This window comes from Cohnella terricola (assembly GCF_007786475.1).
Lineage (GTDB): Bacteria > Bacillota > Bacilli > Paenibacillales > Paenibacillaceae > Cohnella > Cohnella terricola.
Map to the genome: position 1 here is coordinate 182,087 of NZ_VNJJ01000003.1, position 24,651 is coordinate 206,737.

Annotated in this window: 21 protein-coding genes; 16 read left to right on the forward strand and 5 right to left on the reverse strand. The window is 49.9% G+C overall.

All coding sequences use genetic code 11. The features are described 5' to 3' along the window. Positions 1-90: 90 nt before the first annotated feature. The 7 genes from FPZ45_RS06505 (at position 91) to FPZ45_RS06535 (ending at position 6,209) form a co-directional block, all read left to right on the forward strand. Entirely contained in the window at positions 91-1,176 is a 1,086-nt protein-coding gene (locus tag FPZ45_RS06505; RefSeq protein WP_144699633.1) for a sensor histidine kinase, read from the forward strand. A gap of 60 nt (positions 1,177-1,236) precedes the next feature. Beyond that, complete coding sequence (locus tag FPZ45_RS06510; protein WP_144699635.1) at positions 1,237-1,917, forward strand: hypothetical protein; 681 nt, start codon at positions 1,237-1,239, stop codon at positions 1,915-1,917. A 1-nt stretch (position 1,918) separates the two neighbouring features. Next, positions 1,919-2,635, forward strand: a complete 717-nt coding sequence (locus FPZ45_RS06515; protein WP_144699637.1) for a cytochrome c biogenesis CcdA family protein — start codon at positions 1,919-1,921, stop codon at positions 2,633-2,635. A gap of 12 nt (positions 2,636-2,647) precedes the next feature. Continuing rightward, the gene (locus tag FPZ45_RS06520; protein WP_144699640.1) at positions 2,648-3,205 is read left to right on the forward strand and encodes a redoxin domain-containing protein; all 558 of its coding nucleotides are present in this window, start codon (positions 2,648-2,650) and stop codon (positions 3,203-3,205) included. Positions 3,206-3,363: 158 nt separating this feature from the next. Further along, the gene (locus FPZ45_RS06525) at positions 3,364-3,687 is read left to right on the forward strand and encodes an ArsR/SmtB family transcription factor (RefSeq protein ID WP_144699642.1); all 324 of its coding nucleotides are present in this window, start codon (positions 3,364-3,366) and stop codon (positions 3,685-3,687) included. An 81-nt stretch (positions 3,688-3,768) separates the two neighbouring features. Then, positions 3,769-4,770: an NADP-dependent oxidoreductase gene (locus FPZ45_RS06530; RefSeq protein ID WP_144699644.1), complete on the forward strand. Its 1,002-nt coding sequence runs from the start codon at positions 3,769-3,771 to the stop codon at positions 4,768-4,770. 137 nt (positions 4,771-4,907) lie between these two features. Beyond that, positions 4,908-6,209, forward strand: a complete 1,302-nt coding sequence (locus FPZ45_RS06535; protein ID WP_144699646.1) for a bifunctional DedA family/phosphatase PAP2 family protein — start codon at positions 4,908-4,910, stop codon at positions 6,207-6,209. A gap of 30 nt (positions 6,210-6,239) precedes the next feature. Here the strand turns inward: FPZ45_RS06535 and arsC are convergent, their stop codons facing one another. Next, the gene (gene arsC / locus FPZ45_RS06540) at positions 6,240-6,662 is read right to left on the reverse strand and encodes an arsenate reductase (thioredoxin) (protein WP_186438256.1); all 423 of its coding nucleotides are present in this window, start codon (positions 6,660-6,662) and stop codon (positions 6,240-6,242) included. Between the two features lie 26 nt (positions 6,663-6,688). Next, entirely contained in the window at positions 6,689-7,978 is a 1,290-nt protein-coding gene (locus FPZ45_RS06545; RefSeq protein WP_144699650.1) for an arsenic transporter, read from the reverse strand. Positions 7,979-8,072: 94 nt separating this feature from the next. Between FPZ45_RS06545 and FPZ45_RS06550 the strand changes: the two genes are divergently transcribed. After that, on the forward strand, positions 8,073-8,468 hold the full coding sequence (locus tag FPZ45_RS06550) for a MerR family transcriptional regulator (RefSeq protein ID WP_144699652.1): 396 nt from the start codon (positions 8,073-8,075) through the stop codon (positions 8,466-8,468). A gap of 68 nt (positions 8,469-8,536) precedes the next feature. Here the strand turns inward: FPZ45_RS06550 and FPZ45_RS06555 are convergent, their stop codons facing one another. Beyond that, complete coding sequence (locus FPZ45_RS06555) at positions 8,537-9,379, reverse strand: aldo/keto reductase (protein ID WP_144699654.1); 843 nt, start codon at positions 9,377-9,379, stop codon at positions 8,537-8,539. Between the two features lie 53 nt (positions 9,380-9,432). Further along, positions 9,433-10,650, reverse strand: a complete 1,218-nt coding sequence (locus FPZ45_RS06560) for an MFS transporter (protein WP_144699656.1) — start codon at positions 10,648-10,650, stop codon at positions 9,433-9,435. A 133-nt stretch (positions 10,651-10,783) separates the two neighbouring features. Between FPZ45_RS06560 and FPZ45_RS06565 the strand changes: the two genes are divergently transcribed. From FPZ45_RS06565 to FPZ45_RS06595, 7 genes are all read left to right on the forward strand, one after another. Further along, complete coding sequence (locus FPZ45_RS06565; protein ID WP_144699658.1) at positions 10,784-11,155, forward strand: winged helix-turn-helix transcriptional regulator; 372 nt, start codon at positions 10,784-10,786, stop codon at positions 11,153-11,155. Between the two features lie 19 nt (positions 11,156-11,174). Further along, positions 11,175-11,627 (forward strand): putative iron-sulfur cluster-binding metallochaperone, encoded by a 453-nt coding sequence (locus tag FPZ45_RS06570; RefSeq protein WP_144699660.1) that lies wholly within the window; start codon positions 11,175-11,177, stop codon positions 11,625-11,627. A gap of 88 nt (positions 11,628-11,715) precedes the next feature. Then, the gene (locus FPZ45_RS06575) at positions 11,716-12,153 is read left to right on the forward strand and encodes a MarR family winged helix-turn-helix transcriptional regulator (protein WP_144699662.1); all 438 of its coding nucleotides are present in this window, start codon (positions 11,716-11,718) and stop codon (positions 12,151-12,153) included. A 74-nt stretch (positions 12,154-12,227) separates the two neighbouring features. Further along, positions 12,228-12,785, forward strand: coding sequence for an NADPH-dependent FMN reductase (locus tag FPZ45_RS06580; protein WP_144699664.1), 558 nt, complete (start codon positions 12,228-12,230; stop codon positions 12,783-12,785). Positions 12,786-13,182: 397 nt separating this feature from the next. Next, positions 13,183-15,492: a carbohydrate-binding protein gene (locus tag FPZ45_RS06585; protein ID WP_186438257.1), complete on the forward strand. Its 2,310-nt coding sequence runs from the start codon at positions 13,183-13,185 to the stop codon at positions 15,490-15,492. Between the two features lie 48 nt (positions 15,493-15,540). After that, positions 15,541-17,820, forward strand: coding sequence for a family 16 glycosylhydrolase (locus FPZ45_RS06590; RefSeq protein WP_144699668.1), 2,280 nt, complete (start codon positions 15,541-15,543; stop codon positions 17,818-17,820). A 175-nt stretch (positions 17,821-17,995) separates the two neighbouring features. Continuing rightward, complete coding sequence (locus tag FPZ45_RS06595) at positions 17,996-22,192, forward strand: discoidin domain-containing protein (protein WP_186438258.1); 4,197 nt, start codon at positions 17,996-17,998, stop codon at positions 22,190-22,192. Positions 22,193-22,277: 85 nt separating this feature from the next. Here the strand turns inward: FPZ45_RS06595 and FPZ45_RS06600 are convergent, their stop codons facing one another. After that, positions 22,278-23,144: an AraC family transcriptional regulator gene (locus tag FPZ45_RS06600; RefSeq protein ID WP_246120343.1), complete on the reverse strand. Its 867-nt coding sequence runs from the start codon at positions 23,142-23,144 to the stop codon at positions 22,278-22,280. Positions 23,145-23,261: 117 nt separating this feature from the next. Between FPZ45_RS06600 and FPZ45_RS06605 the strand changes: the two genes are divergently transcribed. After that, positions 23,262-24,644, forward strand: a complete 1,383-nt coding sequence (locus tag FPZ45_RS06605; protein ID WP_144699674.1) for an MATE family efflux transporter — start codon at positions 23,262-23,264, stop codon at positions 24,642-24,644. Positions 24,645-24,651 lie beyond the last annotated feature (7 nt).

Consider the following 24,651-nt stretch of genomic DNA (forward strand, 5'->3'; position numbering starts at 1 on the left):
AATACGTGAACAACAACACTTGACTGCCGTCTGGCAGTTCTCTTGTTTTTTGAGGGAATTTATGGGGACAAAGGAATTGGGAGGATCGTTATGCCGTTTTCAAAGTTAAAGCGTCTGTGGTTTTGGAAGAAGAGCATCGTCTGGAAAATCATGATGATCAATGGAATCGTGATCGGGATCGTGATATGGATCGTCGGAGTTTCAGTAAAAGATTTTGCTTGTCTGCTGGTAAATCAATATAACTTTGTCGACCTGGAAAAACAGCATATTTTCAATCAAACGATGCATTTCTATTTATTGCGGGCAAGTCTGATCGCACTATTGGTGGCGGCAATTATTTATTATTTGCTCATGCGTAGAATTCAGATTCCGCTTCATAAATTAATGAAATCAACCCGAATGATGAGCGAGGGAAAGTACCCGGAGCCTATTCTAGTTACCTCGGAAGATGAGACTGGCCAGTTAAGCAGCCACTTTAATCAAATGATCCTTACGCTAAGTCAAACGGAAGAGAGCAGAAAGATGATGTTTAGCAATATCTCGCACGAATTGCGAACACCCTTGAGTAATCTCAATGGATATTTGGAGGCGCTGAGTGCCGGAGTGATTCAAGGCGATATCGAACTTTATCGTTCTTTGCATGATGAATCGTTGCACTTATCCAAATTAGTGGAACAATTGCACCAGCTTGCCGTTTGGGAAAATAGAAGATTCGTAAAACCACAGTGGCAGAAGGTAGACATGTACGCGATTGTACAAACCATCCATCAAAGCTTTGAATTGGAATTGAGGAAGTTGAAGATCAAAGTTGAAATCGAGGTCAGTCCAGCATTGGTGCAAGGGGATGAAGTTGGCTTAAGACAGGTCGTCACTAATTTACTGCAAAACGCAGTACAGTATGACCATGGCGGATGGATCCATATTACAGGCGTTAGGGTTGGGAAAGAATATTGCATTACGATTACCAATGCCGGCCAATTCATTCCACCCGAAAAAATCCCTTTTGTTTTCGAACGGCTATACCGGGTTGATTCTTCTAGGCAACGTGGTACAGGAGGTTCCGGGCTAGGGCTTGCCATTGCAAAAGAAATTGTGCAGCAGCATGGAGGAAGGATAGGCCTAACCCCGAAAGGGAACGAATACGCTTTCTGGTTTACCATCCCCATTTCACAATAACTTTAAAGAATCTTAAAAATGTGATGATACGATTTGATTTGAAGAGACGGAGGTGAAAAATTGAATGCTGTTCAGCTAGGCCCATTTCTTTTGAATTTTGACCTGCTCATGTTCATCCTTTCAGCCTTTGCCGCCTTTTTGGCCATAAGAATTCGAGTGCTTAGGCTCGACATAGAAGGAACGGTTGCCGAGAAATATTCTCGTGCCATGGTGCTTGGATTTTTGACTTGGAAACTAAGCTTAATGATTTGGGATCCGGTTTCTGTCATACAACAACCGATGTCGCTGCTTTATTTTGATGGAGGAGATTCGGGCATCGCATTGGCATTACTGGTTTCTCTATTATACGTATGGATGCGTACGCGCAAAGATCGCACTTCCGTCGCAATGAATCTGGATCTTGCAAGTGCGGGTTGGATTGCGGGCAGCGGTATCTATCATCTCTTGCATTTAACCATGGATACTTCGAATATGCTGTTTCATGTGCTTCATATCATTTTCAATAGTGTACTTGCTATTTGCCTATATGCAAATCATAAAGCTTCCATCGAAATGCATAAATTGGGTCAATTCTGGATGTGGTACAGCCTTGGGATGGCCAGTATTTATTTTGTTATGAAGGACAAAACGTTATTTATTATCGGTTTTACTAAAGAACAAGTGATCTATATCGTCATTTTTATCGTTGCATTAAGACTAAGCAAGAAACTGGATCACAAAAAGAGCAAGGAGGTTTATTGAATTGGAAAGCCCGACTATCGTCATCGCTCTAACTGCTGGAATTCTTTCTTTTCTCTCGCCTTGCGTTTTTCCGCTAATCCCAGCATATGTGTCGCATTTAACGGGTTCTCTCGTTCAAAACAATAAAATTAATGTAGACAAAAAAATACTGATCATTCGATCTATCAGCTTTATTCTGGGCTTCAGCGTCGTTTTTGTTGCGATGGGGGCGTCGGCAAGCTTGATTGGTCAATTTTTTGCCGCTAATCGAATGTTGATAGAGAAAATCAGCGGTTTGCTCATTATTGTTTTTGGGTTGCAAATGGCGGGGATCTTAACGCTTCGGTTCTTAATGCTAGATAAAAAATGGGTGAGCGTTAACCATACGAAGAAGGGAAATGCCAGTTCGTTTATTTTGGGGCTAGCCTTTGGTTCGGGATGGACGCCATGCGTCGGATTGGCTTTATCCTCTATTCTGCTGCTTGCCGGCTCGGCGGATACACTATATAGCGGAATGTTTTTGCTGTTAGTGTACTCGATTGGGCTGGGCGTTCCATTTCTTATTTTATCCGTAATGCTTACTTATTCATTGGGGATCTTGAAAAAAATAAATCGTTGGCTTCCGCTGCTATCAAAGATGAATGGTTGGATATTGATTGGCATGGGCCTGCTCGTCTTCACCGGGCAGTTGCAAAGGATTAGCGCGTGGTTATCGCAATTTGTCCCAATTTCGTATTAAAAGAGGTGTGGTATGAAAAAAAATAGTATAGCCATTCTAATTTTATTACTGGTTGTTGGTTGGGGTTTGTACGACTATAGCCAAAGCAATAAAGGGCAGAGCGCAACGACAACTCAACCTCAACAGACGGATGGCATTGAAATTGGCATTAAGAAAGGAAATCGAGCACCGAACTTTAAATTACTGAATCTAGAGGGAGAAGAAGTTGAACTTTCAGATTTCATCGGCAAGAAAGTGATATTAAATTTTTGGGCGACTTGGTGCCCGCCTTGTAGAGCAGAGATGCCGCATATGGAGAAAATCTATTCTAAAAATAGCGATGAAGTCGTCGTACTTGCCGTCAATGTAACGAGTTCAGAGAAAAGCAGCGGCGATGTGCAGAAATTTGTTGAAGACTTCAAGCTTACATTTCCTGTTGTGATGGATACAGATGGGAATGTCTCCGGTAAATATCTCGTTTATGCTTATCCAACATCCCTAATGATTGATTCGCAAGGAATTATTCGTGAAGTTTACTTAGGTGCAATGAATGAAGACATGATGAAAAAAGGAATATCCAATATGAATTGAGCAAAATAAATGAAAAAGCCGAAAAACCGAGCAATCGTATATGCTTGGTTTTTCACATGGCGGGAGCACTAAGCACAAAGACAACACTTGATTTTATTAAACGAATGAATATAATTATGTTTAAGCGATTAAACGAATGAACGTAATGAGGGGCCTATATGAGCAAGCCATTAGAGGATGTTCTGCAACAATTTAGAGACAGCATCCCTTTGCTGGATGTGTTGACCGATGAAAACCGTCAAGCCATTATTATGTTGCTGGCACAGCACAAATCGGGACTGAATGTGAATACGATATCGGGCCATATGAAATTGTCCAGACCGGCCATCTCCCATCATTTGAAGGTGTTGAGGCTATCTGGTTTTATTAAGTCCGAAAAAAAAGGCGTGGAAAATTATTATGTGCTGACTGTCCGAAAACCGCTTGAACAACTCAAAACATTAATTGCTGCCATCGAAGCTGAATGCAATGGATCTCAGTAAGTAACCAAAGACTTGTGTGAATATTTTTGCATAATTGGTTTATAAGTTTAAACTAATAGACATAATGGGAGAGATCTTATAATGAAAGCCATGATCATTGAGAAATATGGAAAAAATGTACCGTTAATATTGGCAGACCGGCCAATGCCACATATCGGAGAACATGATGTACTGGTGGAAATTCATGCAGCCAGCTTAAATCCTATTGATTATAAAATCAAAGAAGGGAAAGTCAGATTCCTGTTGAATTACAAATTTCCTCTTATCTTAGGAAATGATTTTTCCGGGATAGTAGTCAAAGTTGGCGAACGGGTGAGTGCATTTAAACCCGGAGATGAAGTTTACGGAAGACCCCGCAAAGATCGGATCGGCACGTTAGCCGAATTTATTGCCGTTCATGAGGAAGATATTGCGCTAAAGCCCAACAATCTAAGTTTCGAAGAAGCAGCATCCATACCTCTGGTTGGACTTACGACTTACCAAGCTTTTTCGGATATTTTGAATCTTCAAAAATACCAAAAAATCTTGATTCACGCAGGCGCAGGCGGCGTTGGAACCTTCGCCATTCAACTGGCCAAATTGATGGGAGCCTATGTCGCCACGACAGCAAGCGATAAAGGTTATGAGTTGGTCAAATCGCTAGGTGCCGATCTGGTCGTTAATTACAGAAAAGAGAATTTCGAAGAACTGCTTACCGGATATGACGCTGTTTATGATACTTTAGGGGGAGCAGCCTTGGAAAAATCATTCCGGATACTGAAGCCAAACGGACAGATCGTATCCATTTCCGGCATGCCAAACGCAAGATTCGGGAAAGAGCAACAATTGGGTTGGATCAAAACGACAATCTTGTCCATCGTAAGCCGGAAGATCACGGCTCATGAGAAGAAAAGCCAAGCGAAATATCATTATCTATTTATGAAACCGAGCGGAACGCAATTGAAAATAATCAAGGAATTTATTGAAGCAGGTCGCATTAAGCCTATTATTGATAAAGTTTATAGTTTCAAGGATGCAGGAGAAGCGTTTCGTTACCTAGAAGGCGGAAGCGCCAAAGGGAAGGTCGTCATTAGAATAAAATAAAACGGGATCTGCGATGGCAGCGACGAGTTTATATCTAGAATAGGGCCCTCTGCAAAGGAGGGCTCTTTTATTTGCTAGGATACTCTACGAATGGATTCAAGGTAAACAGGAAAAAACAACAGGGAGGTGATGGGGATTTGAGCTTCATTACGGATTATTTCACTCATTTACTTGTACAATATGGATACTGGGTTCTGTTCTTTGCCCTTATGCTTGAATTGATCGCTTTACCGCTTCCGGGAGAATTCATCATGACGTACGCTGGGCTCATCGTATATCAAGGGCAACTGAACTGGATATTATGCATTGTGGCAGCGGGTTTAGGTTCGTGTATCGGCATGACGATCTCCTATTGGATTGGATTTCGGCTTGGCACGCCATTTTTCGAAAAATACGGCCGTCGTTTTCATTTCGGACCGGAGAAACTGCATCATGTTTCTCGTTGGTACTCGCGATATGGGAACAAGTTGTTGTTGGTTGCTTACTTTATTCCCGGCGTACGCCATATGACAGGGTTATTTTCCGGGATTACAAGACTACCGTTTCGTAAATATGCTGCCTTCGCGTTTACTGGGGCCGTTCTTTGGGTGAGCATTTTTATTTCCCTAGGCAGATTACTTGGACCGAAGTGGGAAAGCTACCACCACGCCATTAATCGGTATTTGATCATCGCAGGGGTAATCATGTTCTGTATTTACCTTTGCATATATGTGTACCGCAAAAAGAAAGATGAACTGAAAGCGGCTTTCGACGGCTTCTTGGAAAAGGGAGTCACAAGATTTCATTCGATGGGAAAAGTAAAGTTCATCGTGGTTGCGGCATTCGCCTTTTTCGTGTTATTTACCTCGCTGCTTATCGGCTTAATCCAAGATTTCCTTGCGCACGAATTAACTGCATTCGATGAGGTAACGGTATTTATCGTTCAACAAATTTTCGACCAGAGTTGGACTGGGATCATGAACAATATCGCTTTATTAGGCTCCTATTCCTACTTTATCCCGATTATCGTCATTACAGGCATTTGGATCGCTCTCAAAGGAATAGACCGAACTCTCGAACTGACTATCTTAGTCGTTGTCACGCTTGCCGGCAAGGGGTTAAATGAGCTTCTACGAATTTGGTTTCATCGCGAAGGACCGAGCGGCGGATTTACCGTGTTGACCTTTCCTAGCCAACAAACTATGCTTGCCTTGACGATATACGGATTTGCCGCGTATTTGATCTTTCGTCATTACGGTAACTACGCGGTACGATTCATCGCCTTAATCGGAGTGATAACCGTCTGCTTTTCAGTCGGGATCTGCCTGGTGTTTCTGCAACTACAATATCCGAGCGACGTGGCGGCCGGCTACGTTTTCGGCGGAGTTTGGCTGAGTATGAGCGTGATATTGTTAGAAGTATTGCGAATGATCCGCGGATTGAAAAGGGAATGCCAATAGGCACTCCCTTTTTATTATCGCGTTCTATCCTTATTTACCCTCTTGAACAAACTGCTCTACGCGTGCCTTAATGGCATCGCGTACTGCATGGAACTGAGTCATGATTTCGTCTTCCGTTCCGGTCGCTTTCGCCGGGTCGTCGAACCCCCAATGCCATTTGATCACATTGGGATTGGAGATCACCGGACAATGTTCGTCGGCATGACCGCACAACGTAATCACATAAGTGGCTCGATTCAGAATCTCCGGATCAATGACATCGGAGGTATTCGTAGAAATATCAACCCCGTCCTCTGCCATGACTTTAACGGCACGAGGATTAAGTCCGTGCGCCTCAAGACCAGCGCTTTTCACTTCGTAAAGATGACCCCCAAGCGTATTCAAAAAACCGTCAGCCATTTGACTTCTGCAGGAATTGCCGGTGCAAAGAAAGTATACAAGCGGTTTTGTCATCGTCATTTTCTCCTTAATTAATGAGGTTAATTGATAAGCTTTAGCCAGACGTAAAGGCTGGTTAGCGTGATAAAAAGGACAGGGACGGTCAGAACGATTCCGATCTTGAAGTAATACCCCCAACCGATCTTGACACCTTTGGAAGAAAGCACATGCAACCACAACAGGGTAGCTAAAGAACCGATTGGCGTAATTTTCGGCCCGAGATCTGAACCAATTACATTAGCGTAAATGAAGGCTTCTCGAATGATCCCATCGGCATTGGTGCCATGAATCGCGAGCGCATCGATCATCACCGTCGGCATATTGTTCATGATCGAAGAGAGAATGGCCGCGATAAACCCGGATCCGACCGAAGCCACGAACAAACCCTGATCTCCAACCCAAGCGAAAAGTCTGCCGAGCTCATCTGTAAGTCCAACATTGCGTAATCCATACACCACCACGTACATCCCGATCGAGAAGACGACTACTGCCCACGGAGCTCCCTTTACAAGATTCCAGGTATGAATCCCTTTGCTTTGTCTAGCCAATATGAGAAAGAGGATTGCGGCAACGCCCGCGATGATGGATACGGGGACGTTTATAAATTCACTCGTCAGATACGCGATTAATAAAACAGCTAAAATTATCCATGAAATTCGGAATAACCGCATATCCTTAATGGCTTCCCTAGGCTGCTTTAGTTGAGCAAGATCATATTGCTTTGGAATGCTCTTTCTAAACATCAGATACAGTACCAGTAAGCTTGCTCCAATCGAGAAGATTGTCGGAACGATCATGCGGCCAGCATATTCGAGGAAACCGATCTCGAAAAAATCCGCGGACACGATGTTGACCAGATTGCTAACGACGAGCGGAAGAGATGCGGTATCCGAAATGAATCCACTGGCCATAATGAAAGGCAATATCATTCTTTCATCGAGTTTCAACGCCCTAACCATAGCTAACACGATCGGTGTCAGGATAAGCGCTGCTCCATCGTTCGCGAAAAATGCCGCAACTGCTGCACCCAGCAATATGACGTAAATAAACATCAGATTGCCGTTGCCTTTGGCAATTCGCGCCATATGAAGAGCAGCCCATTCAAAAAAGCCGATTTCATCCAAGATCAACGAGATCAGAATCACCGCAACGAATGCGAGTGTTGCATTCCATACGATCCGCGTCACATCCCAGACATCATTCAAACTGACAACCCCGAAGATCAATGCCAGGATAGCGCCAGCGCATGCAGACCAGCCGATGTTAAGTCCGCGAGGCTGCCAAATCACAAAAACCAATGTAACGATAAAAATGCCTAATGCAGTGATCATGAATCCTCCCCTAAGTTGTCCCAAATTGATGGATATTGTATGCTGTGGAAAAGCATATCACTTCAAGTTAACTTGAAGTCAAGGGGGAACTCCCATGCTATCCATAGGAGAAGTCGCGGAAAAGAGCGGTACAACGACATCGGCTCTACGTTATTATGAACAGATCGGATTGCTTCAGCCGCCTCGGCGCTTGAATGGCAAACGAGTTTATGAAGATGATATTTTAGGGCGGATAGATACGATAAAGCTCGCGCAAAGCGCAGGGTTTCAAATTCAAGAAATCAAACAGTTGCTCGATGGATTTGACTCGCAAATCGCTCCCTCCGAGAGATGGAGGCTCATGGCATTGAAGAAACAAGAGGAGCTCGAAGCCAAGATCCAGCAAATGACCCGTATGAAAACGATTTTGGCGAACAGCGTGAATTGTGATTGCCTGTCTTGGGAAGAGTGTTTTCAAGAAAGCGACATACAGAAGAGGGAAGGGGATTAAAATAACAGACATATAAGAACACAAGCTCCCTCAGAAGGAGCTTGTGTTCTTATATGTCTGTCCCATGCTTAGAAGTCGAAATTGTCAGGATCCGGCCCAACTCGCAGGTTCTCGTTCAGCGCATCGATGCGGGCCATCTCATCGTTCGTCAGCTCGAAATCGAATACCGTAGCGTTCTCGATAATTCGGGCAGCTTTCGTCGACTTAGGAATCGTCACGATGCCGTGCTGCAGATCCCATCGCAGAATGACTTGGGCGACCGACTTGCCGTGACGGGTGCCGATTTCCTGAAGCACCTGGTTGTCCAGCAGTTGGCCCTGCATCAGAGGCGACCATGCCTCGATCTGAATGTCGTGCCGTGCACAGAAGTCGCGCAACGCTTGCTGGCTGAGCCGCGGATGGAGCTCGACCTGATTCACCATCGGCTTGATCTCTGCATCTTTCATCAGGTCCTCCAGGTGATGAATCTGGAAGTTGCTGACGCCGATCGCTTTAACGCATCCGGCCTTGTACAGCGCTTCGAGCGCACGCCAAGCTTCCTTGTATTTGCCGGACACTGGCCAGTGAATGAGGTATAGATCGAGATATTCCAGTCCTAGCTTCTCCAAGCTGGTCTCATATGCGGCAAGTGTCGTTTCGTAGCCGAGATCGGCGTTCCATACCTTGGAAGTGACGAATAGGTCTTCACGGGAGAGTCCCGTTTCTTGCAGGGCTTCGCGGATACCCTGACCTACGCTGCGCTCGTTGTCATAGATAGCCGCCGTGTCGATGCTGCGATAACCATGGGCGACAGCCGTTTTGATCGCGTCCACGAGCTCGGAGCCTTCCGCGACTTTGAATACGCCGATTCCGAACCAAGGCATAGCCTTTCCGTTGTTTAGAGATGTAGTTGCTTGCAGATGCGTAGTCATAGATAAAACCTCCAGTAAGTGAAATGATAGATGTAAATACTTGAGTCAGACAGTCAAGGCCTGGCAGGTTTCGGCTGTATGGCCCGAACCGGCTCGGCCTTGCGTTCCAACGCCATGCTCCAGCCAGTCAGCAGAACCGCGGCCAAGACCATGACGGCGCCGATCCAGGTCGTATGAATCAATCCCATCGAATCGGTGATCACGCCACCTAGATAGGCTCCAATGGCAATGCCCGCATTAAACGCGGCGATGTTGACGGCGGAAGCGACATCCTTAGCTCCCGGCGCGAAACGTTCGGCCAGCATAACGACATATATCTGCAGCCCGGGAACGTTCATGAATGCCAGCAGGCCCATGAAAAAAATCGTGATCAACCCGGCTGCCTTAAATGGCGCGGTTAGCATCAACACCAGCAGCACAATCGCCTGCAAGATGAACATAAGGAACAAAGCCTTGAGCGGTCGGCGGTTGGCCACCTTTCCCCCAATAACATTGCCGATGGCAATCGCAACGCCATAAATCAGCAGGATGATCGCTACCGTGCTTTCGGCAAACCCGGTTATCTCATGCAGCAATGGGGATAAATAAGTAAATACGACAAAGGTGCCTCCATACCCGAGAGCCGTGATGGCGAACGCAAGCAACAGCCTGCCGTTCGTCACCAGCTTCACCTGATCGCGAACCGGGGTCGGAACGCCCTTACGCAGCGAAGAGGGGATCAAGATCAGATTGGCGATCAACGCGACAAGGCCGATGACGGCAATGGCGACGAAGGCCGCCCGCCATCCCATCTGCTGGCCGATCCAAGTACCGAGCGGAACACCGGTCACGATAGCGACCGTCAAGCCTGAGAACATCATGGAGATCGCGCTAGCCCGTTTATTCTCCGGTACGAGGTCGGCGGCGATGGTCGATGCGATCGACATAAATACGCCGTGCGACAATGCGGATAACACGCGGGCTGTCAACAGAATGCCGATGCTTCCGGATGCCGCCGCCAGACTGTTGCTAGCGATAAAAACGACCATTATTGCGATTAGCAGCGACTTACGGGACATTCTCGTGGTGAGTGAGGTCAGCACGGGAGCTCCGAAGGTAACGCCGAGCGCATACAGCGTCACGGTCAGTCCTGCCGTTGTGACCGATATATGAAGGTTTTCGGCGATCAGGGGCAACAGCCCCACGCTGATAAACTCGGTTGTTCCGATCGCATAGGCACTGATGGCCAGAGCCAGAAGCGCGAGCATACTCCTTTTTTGATCCAATTGCATGTTATCTCACCTCTATACGTGGTATTCATCGGCCGATAGATGCTATTATGAGAAGAACGAGTATTTTTGACTAGTACGCACTTTTAAGTACGGTAGGTACTATAATGTGCCTATAGTGAGTGGAGGGCTCCACATGAACACAGGAACGAATAAGAAGTATAATATTTCGGTGGAAGCGACATTGGAAGTTATCGGTGGAAAATGGAAATGCGTGATTCTCTGTCACTTGACGCGTGGAAAGAAGCGAACAAGCGATCTCAAGCGTATCATGCCCAGCATTACACAAAAGATGCTGACCCAGCAGTTGAGAGAGTTGGAAGCGGACGGGATCGTCAACCGGATTACGTATCATCAAGTGCCACCCAAGGTCGAATACGAGCTGAGTGAATACGGGTGGAGCCTCAAACCAATTCTGGATGCGCTTTGCTCCTGGGGAGAAGTCCATATCATTAAAGAATACGGCGATAAGTTCGCCGTACTGGAAGACAATATATTAAATCATTGAGACGAAGGAGTGATTAGAAATGGAAAGCTGTTGCCAAACTCCAACCGAGAAACCTACAACTCTTAACCAATGCCCAGTTTGCCATCAAAAGGGCAAAAACATTCAACTTATTACTCTCAAAGCGATGCTAAAACCGACATCGTTAGAAACGATTCAACCCGAATTGTCATACTCCTTTTGTTCCAATTCATCATGTGAAGTGGTTTATTATAGCGGTTTACAGACCTATGATAAAGATGCTCTCAAAGTGTCAGTGTTTCAGAAAGACGATTCTATGGATGTTTCTGTCTGCTATTGTTTTGGATGGACGAGAGAACGATTAATAAATGCGGTTCAAGAAAAACAACTTCCAACAGAACACATTCGTGAACAAGTTCAAGCGAATCGTTGCGGATGTGAGGTAAACAACCCCCAAGGAGCCTGTTGTTTGGGTAACGTTTCCACATTCATCCGAAATCTCGACAAGAGTTAGCCCGACTATTGCAATTTCATGAGATAGGGAATACAATTCAATTATCTTAAATTTAATATGTTTAATTTTAAGGGAATGGGGTGAGAAGATGGATGATCGGGAGCTTTCATTAAAAATTCTAGTAGTCCTTTCTAAAGCCTATAAAGTGATTGCGGATCGTGCTGTGAAGAGTATGAAAAAGAATGGGTTATCCGAAAATGAATTCATTGTACTGGAACTGCTGCATCATAAGGGCAGATTTCCCCTGCAGCAAATTGGTGAGAAGATCCTAGTAACGAGCGGTGGAATTACTTATACGATTGACAAACTGGAGTCGAAAGGCTATTTGAAGCGAGTTGCTTGCCCGGAGGACCGACGTATTACTTATGCCGAAATAACTGCCGAAGGAACCAAGCTAATAGAAGCTCTCTTTCCGGCTCATGCCGAAATCATCCAATCGATGATGAAAGATCTTACGATCGAAGAAAAGCAGATGACAATTACACTTTTGAAAAAGTTGGGCATATCGGCTCAAGCATTCAGCTAAAAAATAGCATCCATTATCTTAAATTTAATAAAATTAAAATTAAAATAAAATGAAAATTTGGAGGGAATTATACGATGATCAAGATCGGTATCATTATTGGAAGTACGCGTCCGGGCCGCAAGGCCGAGGAGGTCGCTCGCTGGGTTCATGGAATTGCTTCTAAGCGAAACGATGCTGAATTCGAGCTGGTGGATATCGAGGCGTTTAATCTCCCCGTTTTCGACGAACCACTGCCGCCGGCAATGGGCAATTACAAGCACGAGCATACGAACGCTTGGGCTGCTGAGATCGAGCGCTTTGACGGGTACGTGTTCGTCACGCCGGAATATAATCACTCTACGTCGGGAGCGCTGAAAAACGCCATCGATTACTTGTATCGGGAGTGGAACGATAAGGCGGCTGGCTTTGTTAGTTATGGCAGCGCAGGAGGGACGAGAGCGGTCGAACATTTGCGTCAGATCGCCGGCGAATTGAAGATGGCGGACGTGCAGGCGCAAGTCTCGCTGTCGTTGTTCCACGACTTCGAGAACTTTAGTGTCCTGAAGCCAGACCCGAAGCAGGAAGCGTCGGTCAACAATATGCTTGGCCAAGTGATCACCTGGAGCCAAGCGCTCAAGTCGCTGCGGCAATAAGAATTCAGATGAAAGCTAAAGCAGACTCAATTGCCCAACCTCATTGACCTGCAAGCAAGCCCTGATGACACCCGGCAACGGGTTTTCGCATCAGGGCTTTGTCATTTTCGGATTCTATGAAATCCGAAATTTCGTCACTACCACCCGAAAAAAGGTACTAGATTTTTGTGAATTCCAGCAGTAGGATCGAATTAGTAATATATTACAGTCGCAATGGAGGGATGCCTATGATTGCGAATGTCTGCTTCACCAAAATGTAAGCGATTACCTAATAGACCGGAGGAGAATAATGTAAACAATCTGCAAGCGTCTGCATGAATTCCGCTCAATAGCGGGAACGAGACGGCTTCGCGTTGAAAGTTCCCCGCTTTGGGCAAGAGCGAAGGGAATGATGAGGATGATCGTTAAAAGAAGTTTTCTATTATTATTGGCGCTGTTCCTATTGGCGGGAGGGTTCGCCACATCAACGCCTGCCGTGGCGGCGCCTGGGGATCCGGGGAAAATCGAGGCAGAAAGTTACGTGGCGATGAGTGGCATCCAAACGGAGCCCTGCTCGGAGGGCGGCTTGAACGTGGCTTACGTGGATGCCGGTGACTGGATGGACTATGCGGTGAACGTCCCGACTTCCGGTGCGTACACGGTTGAGTTCAGGTTGTCCAGCCCGTACACGGCGACCAAGCTGCAGTTGCAAAAAGGCGGCTCCGCACTGGCGACCGTAACGGTGCCCAACACGGGCGGCTGGCAAAACTGGCAGACGGCGTCCGCGACGGTGAACCTGACGGCCGGCGTGCAGACGCTTCGCGTCTACGCGGTCACGAATGGCTGGAACTTGAACTGGATCAACATTACGTCGCAAGGAGGAGGGACGGGCGGACAAGCATCTGCGCCGACCTTTACGCCAGCGGCGGGGACGTATGCGACGCCTCAAAGCGTGACGATCGCGAGCACGACACAGGGAGCAGCGATCAAGTATACAACAGATGGCTCGACGCCTACTTCGGCATCGGCCACGTATACGGGCGCTGTCAACGTGTCCGTGACGACCACGATCAAAGCGATCGCGATTAAATCAGGCTTGGCGGATTCGCCAATCGCGACCGCTGCGTACACGATTAGTGCGCCCGCGGGCAAGGCCATCCCCGGCAAAATCGAGGCGGAAAACTACGACGCCATGTCCGGTATTGCTACGGAGCCCTGCTCGGAAGGCGGCCTGAACGTCGGCTGGATCGACACCGGCGATACGCTCAGCTATAACGTGAACGTAGCCTCGGCAGGCGTGTACACCGTGCAGTACCGCGTGGCAAGCCCCAACGCGGGTGGGCAGATTCAACTGAAAAACGGTGCGAACGTCTTGAATACGGCGTCGGTGCCTAACACAGGAGGCTGGCAAACCTGGACGACTGTCACCGGCACGTTGAACCTGAGCGCTGGCGCCCAAACGTTAACGCTGCTCGCCGCGACGGGCGGATTCAATTTGAATTGGATCCAGTTTACGGCTGGTTCGCCGACGCCGAAAGTCGCGACGCCGACGTTTGCGCCGGCGGGCGGAACGTACGCGACGGCGCAAAACGTCACCCTCGCTACGACAACGGCAGGCGCGACGATCAAGTACACGACGAACGGCGCGACGCCTACGGCATCTTCCCCGACGTATACGGGACCGATTAATGTCTCGTCCACGACGACGGTCAAAGCGATCGCGGTAAAAGCCGGTATGGCTGACTCTGATGTCGCCAGCGCGACGTACAAAATATCGGCCGGTACCGGCGTCATGGATTTCCAAATCCGGAACGGGACGAGAGGTCACTTCGCCGACAATCAAATCTATTGGGCGGTGCTGGGTCTCGACTCCAACAACCGCCTCAGCTACCTGGACGCTAACGGAAATCTTGTTCCGACATCGACCGCGTTGAACGACGCGCCGGGCCATCTGACGAAAAACGGCAACAACTACGCGAACATCTATCACAAGCTGAGCGACGTGCCGATCGTCTCGACGCCGGCCATCTCGTCGGGTCGGATGTTCCTGAGCGTCGGTTCGCCGATGTACATCAAAGTGTACAACGATGGCTACGCCGGCCCCGACATCAACAATCCGACTGATCCGAACAACGACATCATCTGGGATTTCATTGAATTCACGCTCGACGCTGGCGGATATCACGGCAACACAACACGCGTCGACGCCTTCGGCTTCCCGATTACGCATCGACTCATATGCGCGGACGGCTATGACCGGACGGTCGGGGAGACAGAGACGCGCGACGCGCTGTTCGCCGCGTATCAGAACGAAGTGCCCGCGGAGTTCAAGACTCTCGTACAGGCGCCATATCGGATCGTCGCTCCCGCGAAGGGTGGATTCAAGGCGAGCGGTCCGTACGGCAACTACTTCGATAGTTACGTGAACCAAGTGTGGAACAAGCCGGGACCAAAGCCGACGACCCAGGACGTTCTTCTCGGCATTGGTGCGGCATCCAATCCGCAGGATTGCGCGGCGTTGAACAGGGGCGTATACGGTGATCCAGCTCACTGGACCGACCCGAACTATTATTACAAATCGGCGCCGAGCAACTTCTACTCGAAGTTCTGGCACGATCACAGCATCGATGGCCTGTCCTACGGGTTCTGCTACGATGACGTGTACAACCAGGCGGCTTACCTGGAGCATAACGACCCGACCGCATTGATCGTAACGATCGGCTGGTAAGTCCGATGCGAATGGAAGATAAATGAACGACGAATAGGAGGAATCGTCATGTTCAAAAGAAAAGCGCTCCAAGGGCTGTTCGCCCTCGCTTTGATAGCTAGCCCCTTCGTGGGGCTAGCGCCTTCGCAAGCCGCACCCGGCGATCCGGGAAAGATTGAAGCGGAGAACTACGTCGCGATGAACGGCGTGCAGACAGAAGTTTGCTCAGAAGGTGGACTGAATGTCGCCTATATCGATGCCGGAGATTGGATGGATTATAACGTCAATGTGCCGGTCGCTGGTACGTATAAAATCGATTTCCGCGTATCCAGTCCGTATGCCAATACGCAGCTCCAGCTTCAAAAGGGAGGCGCAACTCTCGCCTCTGTGACGCTGCCGAACACCGGAGGTTATCAGACGTGGCAGACGGTGTCCACGACCGCGAACTTGGCCGCGGGCGCCCAGACGCTCCGTGTCTATGCGGTCACGAACGGGTGGAACCTGAACTGGCTGAGCATTACGTCGGACGCTGCGCCGGTAACGTCCAACCTGGCGCTGAACAAGCCGGCGACGGCGTCATCGACGGAGGCGGCGTATGTTGCGGCGAACGCAGTGGACGGCAATAGCGCCACTCGCTGGTCATCGCTGTTCTCCGACCCGCAATGGATATCGGTCGACCTCGGATCGGTTCAAACGGTCAGCCGCGTAAAGCTGAACTGGGAGGCGGCATACGCCAAGTCGTACCAGATTCAGGTATCGACCGACGGCAACGGATGGGAGAACGTCTATACGACGACGACCGGTGGCGGCGGAGTCAAGGATGTGACGTTCACGGCGAAGAACGCCCGGTACGTCCGTGTCTACGGCACGCAGCGCGGCACGGTTTACGGCTACTCGTTATGGGACTTCGAAGTATATGGATCGGGCACACCGCAACAGCAAGTTGCGGCGCCGACGTTCACGCCAGCGGCCGGTACGTACGCGACCGCGCAGAACGTAACGATCACGAGCACGACAACCGGCGCGACGATTAAGTACACGACGGACGGCTCGACGCCCACGGCGGCTTCGGCCACGTACACGGGTCCGATCAACGTCGCAACATCGAAGACGGTGAAGGCGATCGCGACGAAGGTCGGCATGACGGATTCCGCTGTCTCGACCGCAGCGTACACGATCAACACCGGTACGCAGCCTGGCTCGTGGAAGCTCGTATGGAGCGATGAGTTCAACGGTGCGGCAGGCTCCGGTGTCGACTTGTCTAAGTGGACGTATGAGGTGGGCGGCGGCGGATTCGGCAACAATGAGCTGCAATATTATACCGACCGCACGGCTAACGTCTATATGGAGCAAGATCCGGCGGATGCGAACAACCGGTTCCTCGTGATCAAGGCGCAGCAAGAAAACTTCGGCAACCGCAATTACACGTCCGGCCGGATTAAGACACAGGGCAAGTACAGCTTCACGTACGGCAAAGTCGAGATGAGGGCGAAGCTGCCGCAAGGCCAAGGCATCTGGCCCGCCTTCTGGATGCTCGGCGATAATATCGACACTGTTAACTGGCCGAACAGCGGCGAAATCGACATTATGGAATTCGTCGGACAAACACCGACCACCGTGTACGGCACTCTTCACGGTCCGGACTACAACGGAGCTGGCGGCATCGGCGCGTCTCGTAGTTATGCGCCGGGCTTCAGCAACGACTTCCATACGTACGGAATCGAATGGGAGCCGAACATCGTCCGGTGGTACTTCGACGGGCAGCTGTTCCAAACGCGCACGATCGATGACCTGTCCGGCAGACAGTGGGTTTTCGACCATAACTTCTTTCTATTACTGAACCTTGCCGTAGGCGGCGATTGGCCCGGCGCGCCGAACGCTTCGACCGTCTTCCCACAAAAGTACATGATCGACTACGTGCGCGTCTACCAGCGCGAAGGCGGTGTTTACCCGCCGCTACCGGCACGCACGATCACCACCATGCAAGCGGCTAACGGCCAATACGTCTGCGCCGACAATTTCAACGGCAGCCTGCTGACCGCCAACAGGACGACGGCCAGCACATGGGAGAAGTTCGAAGTCGTCGATGCAGGTGGCGGCAAAATCGCGCTTCGCGCTCTTATGAACTACAAGTTCGCAAGTGCTGGTGCGGGCGGCAACGGCCAATTGATTGCGAACCAGGAAACGTTCGGACCGTCCGAGACGTTCACGAAAGTCGTCAACGCCGACGGCACCGTCTCGCTCTTGTGCGTCGCCAACGGCAAATACGTAACCGCGAACGGAACGACATCGCTGACGGCAAGCGCGACGTCCATCGGCGCGAACGAGAAGTTCCGCTTCTCGAACTAAGCGGGCGATAACGGCCCGAATGCGGGTCAGGTTTGCAGGCGGTATGACAACGCTTTCGCGCAGCATACAGCGCGGAAGCGTTGCTTCCGGCGCTTAGAAGAAGACAGACAACGGATGGATGCAATGATTGAGATGCGAATGGATGATAAATGAATGACGAATGGGAGGAATCGTCATGTTCAATCGAAAAGCGCTGCAAGGGCTGCTCGCCCTAGCGTTGATAGCAAGCCCCTTCGTGGGGCTGGCGCCTTCGCAAGCCGCTCCCGGAGATCCGGGAAAGATTGAAGCGGAGAACTACGTCGCGATGAACGGCGTGCAGACAGAAGTTTGCTCGGAAGGTGGACTGAATGTCGCCTATATCGATGCCGGAGATTGGATGGATTACAACGTCAACGTGCCGGTCGCTGGTACGTATAACATCGATTTCCGCGTATCCAGTCCGTATACCAATACGCAGCTCCAGCTTCAAAAGGGAGGCACAATTCTCGCCTCTGTGACGCTGCCGAACACCGGAGGTTATCAGACGTGGCAGACAGTGTCCACGACCGCGAACTTGGCCGCGGGCGCCCAGACGCTCCGCGTCTATGCGGTCACGAACGGGTGGAACCTGAACTGGCTGAGCATTACTTCGGATACTGCACCGGTATCGTCCAACCTGGCGCTGAACAAGCCGGCGACGGCGTCATCGACGGAGGGGGCGTATGCTGCGTCGAACGCGGTGGACGGCAATAGCGCCACTCGCTGGTCGTCGCTGTTCGCCGACCCGCAATGGATATCGGTCGACCTCGGCTCGGTTCAAACGGTCAGCCGCGTGAAGCTGAACTGGGAGGCGGCATACGCCAAGTCGTACCAGATCCAGGTATCGACCGACGGCAACGGTTGGGAGAACGTCTATACGACGACGACCGGTGGCGGCGGAGTGGAAGATGTGACGTTCTCTGCGAAGAGCGCCCGTTACGTTCGCGTCTACGGCACGCAGCGCGGCACGGCTTATGGGTACTCCTTATGGGACTTCGAAGTATATGGATCGGGCACACCGCAACAGCAAGTTGCGGCGCCGACGTTCACGCCTGCGGCCGGTACGTACGCGACCGCGCAAAACGTAACGATCACGAGCGCGACGGCCGGCGCTACGATTAAGTACACGGCAGACGGCTCGACACCCACGGCGGCTTCGGCCACGTACACGGGTCCGATCACCGTCGCCGCCACGACGACGGTGAAGGCGATCGCGACGAAGGCTGGCATGACGGATTCCGCCGTCTCCACGGCTGCCTATACGATTACGGCCGCGCCCGTCGCAGTAACGATTCCGGTAACCGGTCCCTACGCCCAATATTTGGAGATGGGATTGACGCCGGCCGATCTGGATCAGAAGACGACGTTGAAATCGCAAAACACAACCGTCAACCATACGTTGCGCTACAATGCCGGCACGACAGTGACGATCGGCGTCAACTATATGGTCGAACAAAAACAGGTACTGTTCAAGACGACCGCGCCGAATGGCAGCCCGATCCAGGGCAATCCGCTGACATTCACCGTGCATGCGAACACGGCGATCGCCGTGGACATTACCGATCCGGTCGTGACGTCGCCCAACATGGCTCTGAACAGGCCGACATTCGCATCGTCATCGATCAACGGCAACGTGGCGACGGCGGCGACGGATGGCAACGCGCAGACGCGCTGGGAGTCCGAGTTCTCCGATCCTCAATGGATCTACGTCGATCTCGGTTCGGTCAAGGCGATCGAGCGAGTGAAACTGACTTGGGAGACGGCCAGCTCCAAAGCGTACAAAATTCAAGTGTCCGATAATGCGACGAGCTGGAACGACATTTACACCCAGACGAATGGCGGGGGGAATGTCGAAGAGCCGCAGTTCGCGCCAGTGAACGGACGGTACGTAAGAATATACGCCACTTCGCGCAATACGGCTTATGGCCACTCGCTGTGGGAATTCGAAGTGTACGGCCAGTCGACGCCGTTGCCGCCGCAGGTCGCGGCGCCTACGTTCTCGCCGGCAGGAGGTTCGTATACGACGCCGCAAAGCGTGACCATTTCGACCGCGACGGCAGGCGCGACGATCAAGTATACGACGGACGGCTCGATGCCGACCGCCGCGTCGGCGACGTATGCCGGCCCGATCAATGTGACAGCGACGACGACGATCAAGGCGATCGCGATCAAAGCCGGCATGACGGATTCCGCCCCGGCTTCAGCGACGTATTCGATCTCGGCGTTCTCCGTGCTCGCGCCGACGAACGGCCAGATGATTACGTCGACCCGCACGCCAACGCTATCGTGGCAAGCGAAGGCGGGTACCGCCAAGTACGAAGTATGGGTGAACGTGACTCGGAACGATTACGATTGGAACGCGTCCGGCAACTTGCTTGACCGCTACACGAAGGTTGGCGAAACGACAGGCACAACGTACGTCTCTCCGTCTCTTGTCGACCGGTGGACGTACAAATGGTACGTCATCGCGGTAGAAGGAGGCGGCGGGCGCAGCCAGTCCAACATCGGCCAATTCAGCGTGTATATGCCGTACATTGAGCAGGTCGCGGACGGCATCAACATCATCAATGGCAGCCGCGATTTGAACAAGAACGGCACGATCGAGCCTTACGAAGACTGGCATAACCCAATCGAGGTGCGGCTGAACGATCTGATGTCGCGCATGACGAACGAGGAGAAGCTGAATCAACTGTTCTTCTCGCCCGAGTCCCTCGACGGCTTGAATACGATGGCTGGCTACGTATTCTCGTACGGCGTAACCGGATTCATTACGGACGCGCAGAAGAAGGTTGCCGCCGAGCAGCGGCTCGGCATCCCAATCGCCTTTACCGGCGACAAAGTGCATGGCTGGAAAACGGTGTACCCAACGGAGCTCGGCCTGTCGGCGACTCGCAACCTGAACCTGATCTGGCAAGTCGGCGATCTCCAGCGCCGCGAGCATAAGGCGTGGGGCTTCACCGGCTCCCTCTCGCCGATCGCGGAAGTCAATACGAAGGTGCTGTATCCTCGCTTTCAGGAAGGGACAGGGGAGAACGCCGACTTTTCTGCCGCAATGATGCGGGCCCTGATCGCCGGCTTGCAAGGAGGGCCAGAGGTTAACCCAAAATCAATGATGATCACCGTCAAGCACTGGCCAAGCCAGGGCGGCGGCGGCGAACAGTCGATCGTGTACGACGGGGTGACGATCAAGTGGCACATGAAGCCGTGGTACGCCGCGATGGATGCCAACATGGGTACCGTTATGCCCGGCTACGGAGGATCCCCGTTCCTTGATCCGGCGAATAACGGCGCGGGAACAAGCAAGCCGACGCTGGATTACTTGCGCGATGTTATCGGCTTCAAAGGAGTCGTCATGACCGACTGGCTCGCTTCGTCCACCGACATCTCGGTCAAAAGCATCGGCGCTGGCAGCGACGTCATGGGCGGCGCGGTGGCATCGGGCACCGATTTTAATGCGCTTATCGCCGCCGTCGGTTGGCCGCGCATCAACGAGGCTGTCCGCAGGGTGCTCGATTTGAAATTCCGGCTTGGCATGTTCGAGAATCCGTACGGAGACCCGGACTATCCGACGACGATCTGGCACAACACGGAGAGCAATAATATCGTCACTGAGGCGGCGCGCCAGTCACTGACGCTGCTGAAAAACAACGGCGTGCTGCCGCTGAAAGCCAACAGCGGCGATACGATCGTCGTAGCCGGGCCTCGCGCGACTAGCGACGACATGGCCAACGACAACATCGCCAACGTCATCTGGCAATCGATCTATCACGACAATCCCGCGGCCAAATCGTATTTCCAAGGCATCAAGGACAGAGCAGGTACGGGCGTCAACGTCGTGTTGAACGACGCCACCCAAGCCAAAGCAGCCGTAGTCGTCATCGGCGAGAAAAGCTATACGCACGGGACGGAGTGGCCCGACAAGCAAGTTACGCTGCCTGCCGACCAGGTCGCGCAAATCGACAAATTTTATAACAGAGGCATTCCCGTCATCGCAGTTGTCGTGATGCCGAGACCTTACGTCCTGACCGACATTTTGAACAAATGCGCCGCTGTCGTGGTCGTCTATCGACCGGGGAACGGAGGCGGACTGGCGACAGCCCAACTGCTGTTCGGCGATTATTTGCCTAAAGGCAAGCTGCCGTTCCAGCTTCCACGATCAGTCGACCAGGTCGGCACGGACAGCGTGACCAACCAACTGGAAAAATGGGATCTGCCTTATGACCTGGGCGCGACGGAAGCGCAGCGGGCTGAAATACGCAACTATATCAACAATAACCAGCCGGTTCCGACGACTTATGGCAATCCGCTATTCCCGTACGGCTACGGGCTGCAAAATTTTAATCCTTCTCCTTAAACATCTTGAATGACAAAGCCTTTGCGGATCGAGCGTCCGCAAAGGCTTTTGTTCGTACTCGGCCTGAATTTAATCCAAGTCATTCCTATAATTTTCGGTATTGATGCGGGACTATGCCTGTTTCCTTGCGAAATACAAATGAATAATAGCTTGCACTTTGAAAACCACAGGATAAAGCGATCTCACTGACCGAGCGATCGGTTTCGAGCAACATCTCACAGCTTTTTTGGATTCGGTAACTTATTAGATAAGCGTTGGGCGATCGACCAATATATTTACTGAAAAGCATGCAACATTGACTTCTGCTTACTGACCCGGCTGCAGCAATATCTTGAAGGGTTATTTTATTTTCATAATTGCCATGTATGAAAGCAGTCATTTTCCAAACATAAATCCATGCTTGATCAATCGTCGTTTGTTCATTCTTCTCTTCTATATGATCCCCAATATTTGCACATAAACCTACTGCCATCGATAGTAATCGGAGCGGATTGCGTTTTTCACTGTGCATTTCGTCGTATATTTTGTTTAGGCTTATGAGAGCATCCCTGTGCCAACATTCATGATCTGTTAGTACGATGTAGTCCTCTGTTTTTGGACCAAATTTATCTTCCCAATATTGTTTGCCAATCCAGTGGTCATTTCCAAGGAGTGAAGGATTAATGCAAACCACAATATATTTACAATCAGTCATATCGTAAGAATAACCATGATGCATTCGATTACTATTAACGAAAATTCCATTTCCTTTGTCTAAATGAACCGTTTCGCCATTAACAAAAAAATTCATATATCCGTCTAGCACAGAAATGAATTCCACGTCAGGATGCCAATGACATGCCTCGGCGAGTTTGTCAAAGGGGGTCAACGCCCCTTGTTGTACGTACAATTGGAGGTTCTTCAAATTATAATTCAATCGTTCGGATAAATCGGAAAACACATCCAGCTGCAACTTGTTACACCTCGCCATTTCATACGATTTTGATATTATTATAGCCGATTTTGATGGTATGAAATAAAATAATGAACTATTTTAATATTATCAATATAGATTGGAAAGGGGGAGAGCATGTTAAGCCATATTAAATCTGCTACTCCATTCGATAGAAGCTTCAATCGTCAATTGTTCATCTTGGTTATACCTATTGCTTTACAGAACCTCATCTCAGCGTTAGCTGTTACGGTAGATGTAATCATGTTAGGTTTCATTAGTCAGTCTGCGATGTCTTCTGCATCTTTGGCTGGTCAGATCACATTTGTATTAACCTTATTTTATATGGGATTGGCCACAGGAGCAGGTATTCTAACCGCGCAATATTGGGGTAAAAACGATCTAAAGACAATTGAACGCGTTTTTAATATCGGATGTATGTTTTCTAGTGTTGTATCATTTGTTTTTTTCGCGATTTCTATGATTATGCCCGACATGCTAATGAAGATTTTCACTCATGATGGAGAGTTAATACAATATGGCTCGAGCTTCCTGCAAGTTCTCTCGTTCTCTTATTTAGTCGGCGGAATTTCACAGATGTACTTCAGCGTGATCAGAAGTATGGAAAATGCGCGCGCCAGTGCGTGGATAAGCTCCATGTCGCTCCTCATAAATATCGTTCTAAATGCATTTTGTATTTTTGTTCTTTATCCCGATAATCCCCAAAAGGCTATAGTGGCTGTTGCCTTATCGACTGTTCTTGCACGCGTGATAGAGTTCATATGTTGCATTGCTCATTCGGTTAGGGGAGATGTAAAGTTTAAATTTCCTTTGCGGGATACGATTAATCGAAATTTACAAAAGGATTTCTTAAAGTACACGCTACCCGTCCAAGGAAATTACCTCGTTTGGGGAGGCGCTCTGACTGCAACTGCTGCGATTATAGGACATGTCAATTCGGATATGGTTGCTGCGAACTCAGTCGCCTCGGTGATAAAAAATCTAGCTATTGTCTTATGCGGGGGGATAGCGAGCGGGGGTTCCGTACTCATAGGTAAGTATCTTGGCAATGGCGAGATCGAGATGGCCAAAAGAGCCGGCAGTAAAATGAAAATGTATGCCATGGTATTCGGTGTCCTCGCAGGCGTCACCATATTGTTCATTAAACCTTTAGTGTACCAATTTGTAAGCTTGAATGAGCAAGCGCAGAGCTATCTGACTGGAATGTTGTTTATTTGTGCTTATTACTGTATTCCGAAATCTATAAATTCCACAACGATCGGGGGAATATTCGTTGCGGGGGGCGATTCCAAGTTTGGATTTTGGTGCGACACGATCGTCATGTGGGGCATCATATTACCATTAGGATATTTAAGCGCATTTGTATGGCAATTCCCCCCGATAGCTTTATTCGCAATCATCTGTTTGGATGAAGTTATGAAGTGGCCTATCGCATTAATTCGCTACCACAAATATAAGTGGCTTAATAATATTACGAGGGATCTTTCTCAAGCGATTTGAATGAACT

Bases quoted from the DNA above. Each gene is read 5' to 3' on its own strand.
- FPZ45_RS06605 (WP_144699674.1), top strand. From the start codon at position 23,262: ATGTTAAGCCATATTAAATCTGCTACTCCATTCGATAGAAGCTTCAAT.
- FPZ45_RS06565 (WP_144699658.1), top strand. From the start codon at position 10,784: ATGAACACAGGAACGAATAAGAAGTATAATATTTCGGTGGAAGCGACA.
- FPZ45_RS06585 (WP_186438257.1), top strand. From the start codon at position 13,183: ATGATCGTTAAAAGAAGTTTTCTATTATTATTGGCGCTGTTCCTATTG.
- FPZ45_RS06555 (WP_144699654.1), bottom strand. From the start codon at position 9,379: ATGACTACGCATCTGCAAGCAACTACATCTCTAAACAACGGAAAGGCT.
- FPZ45_RS06545 (WP_144699650.1), bottom strand. From the start codon at position 7,978: ATGATCACTGCATTAGGCATTTTTATCGTTACATTGGTTTTTGTGATT.
- FPZ45_RS06560 (WP_144699656.1), bottom strand. From the start codon at position 10,650: ATGCAATTGGATCAAAAAAGGAGTATGCTCGCGCTTCTGGCTCTGGCC.
- FPZ45_RS06580 (WP_144699664.1), top strand. From the start codon at position 12,228: ATGATCAAGATCGGTATCATTATTGGAAGTACGCGTCCGGGCCGCAAG.
- FPZ45_RS06525 (WP_144699642.1), top strand. From the start codon at position 3,364: ATGAGCAAGCCATTAGAGGATGTTCTGCAACAATTTAGAGACAGCATC.
- FPZ45_RS06520 (WP_144699640.1), top strand. From the start codon at position 2,648: ATGAAAAAAAATAGTATAGCCATTCTAATTTTATTACTGGTTGTTGGT.
- FPZ45_RS06530 (WP_144699644.1), top strand. From the start codon at position 3,769: ATGAAAGCCATGATCATTGAGAAATATGGAAAAAATGTACCGTTAATA.
- FPZ45_RS06590 (WP_144699668.1), top strand. From the start codon at position 15,541: ATGTTCAAAAGAAAAGCGCTCCAAGGGCTGTTCGCCCTCGCTTTGATA.
- FPZ45_RS06550 (WP_144699652.1), top strand. From the start codon at position 8,073: ATGCTATCCATAGGAGAAGTCGCGGAAAAGAGCGGTACAACGACATCG.
- FPZ45_RS06595 (WP_186438258.1), top strand. From the start codon at position 17,996: ATGTTCAATCGAAAAGCGCTGCAAGGGCTGCTCGCCCTAGCGTTGATA.
- FPZ45_RS06505 (WP_144699633.1), top strand. From the start codon at position 91: ATGCCGTTTTCAAAGTTAAAGCGTCTGTGGTTTTGGAAGAAGAGCATC.
- FPZ45_RS06570 (WP_144699660.1), top strand. From the start codon at position 11,175: ATGGAAAGCTGTTGCCAAACTCCAACCGAGAAACCTACAACTCTTAAC.
- arsC (WP_186438256.1), bottom strand. From the start codon at position 6,662: ATGACAAAACCGCTTGTATACTTTCTTTGCACCGGCAATTCCTGCAGA.
- FPZ45_RS06575 (WP_144699662.1), top strand. From the start codon at position 11,716: ATGGATGATCGGGAGCTTTCATTAAAAATTCTAGTAGTCCTTTCTAAA.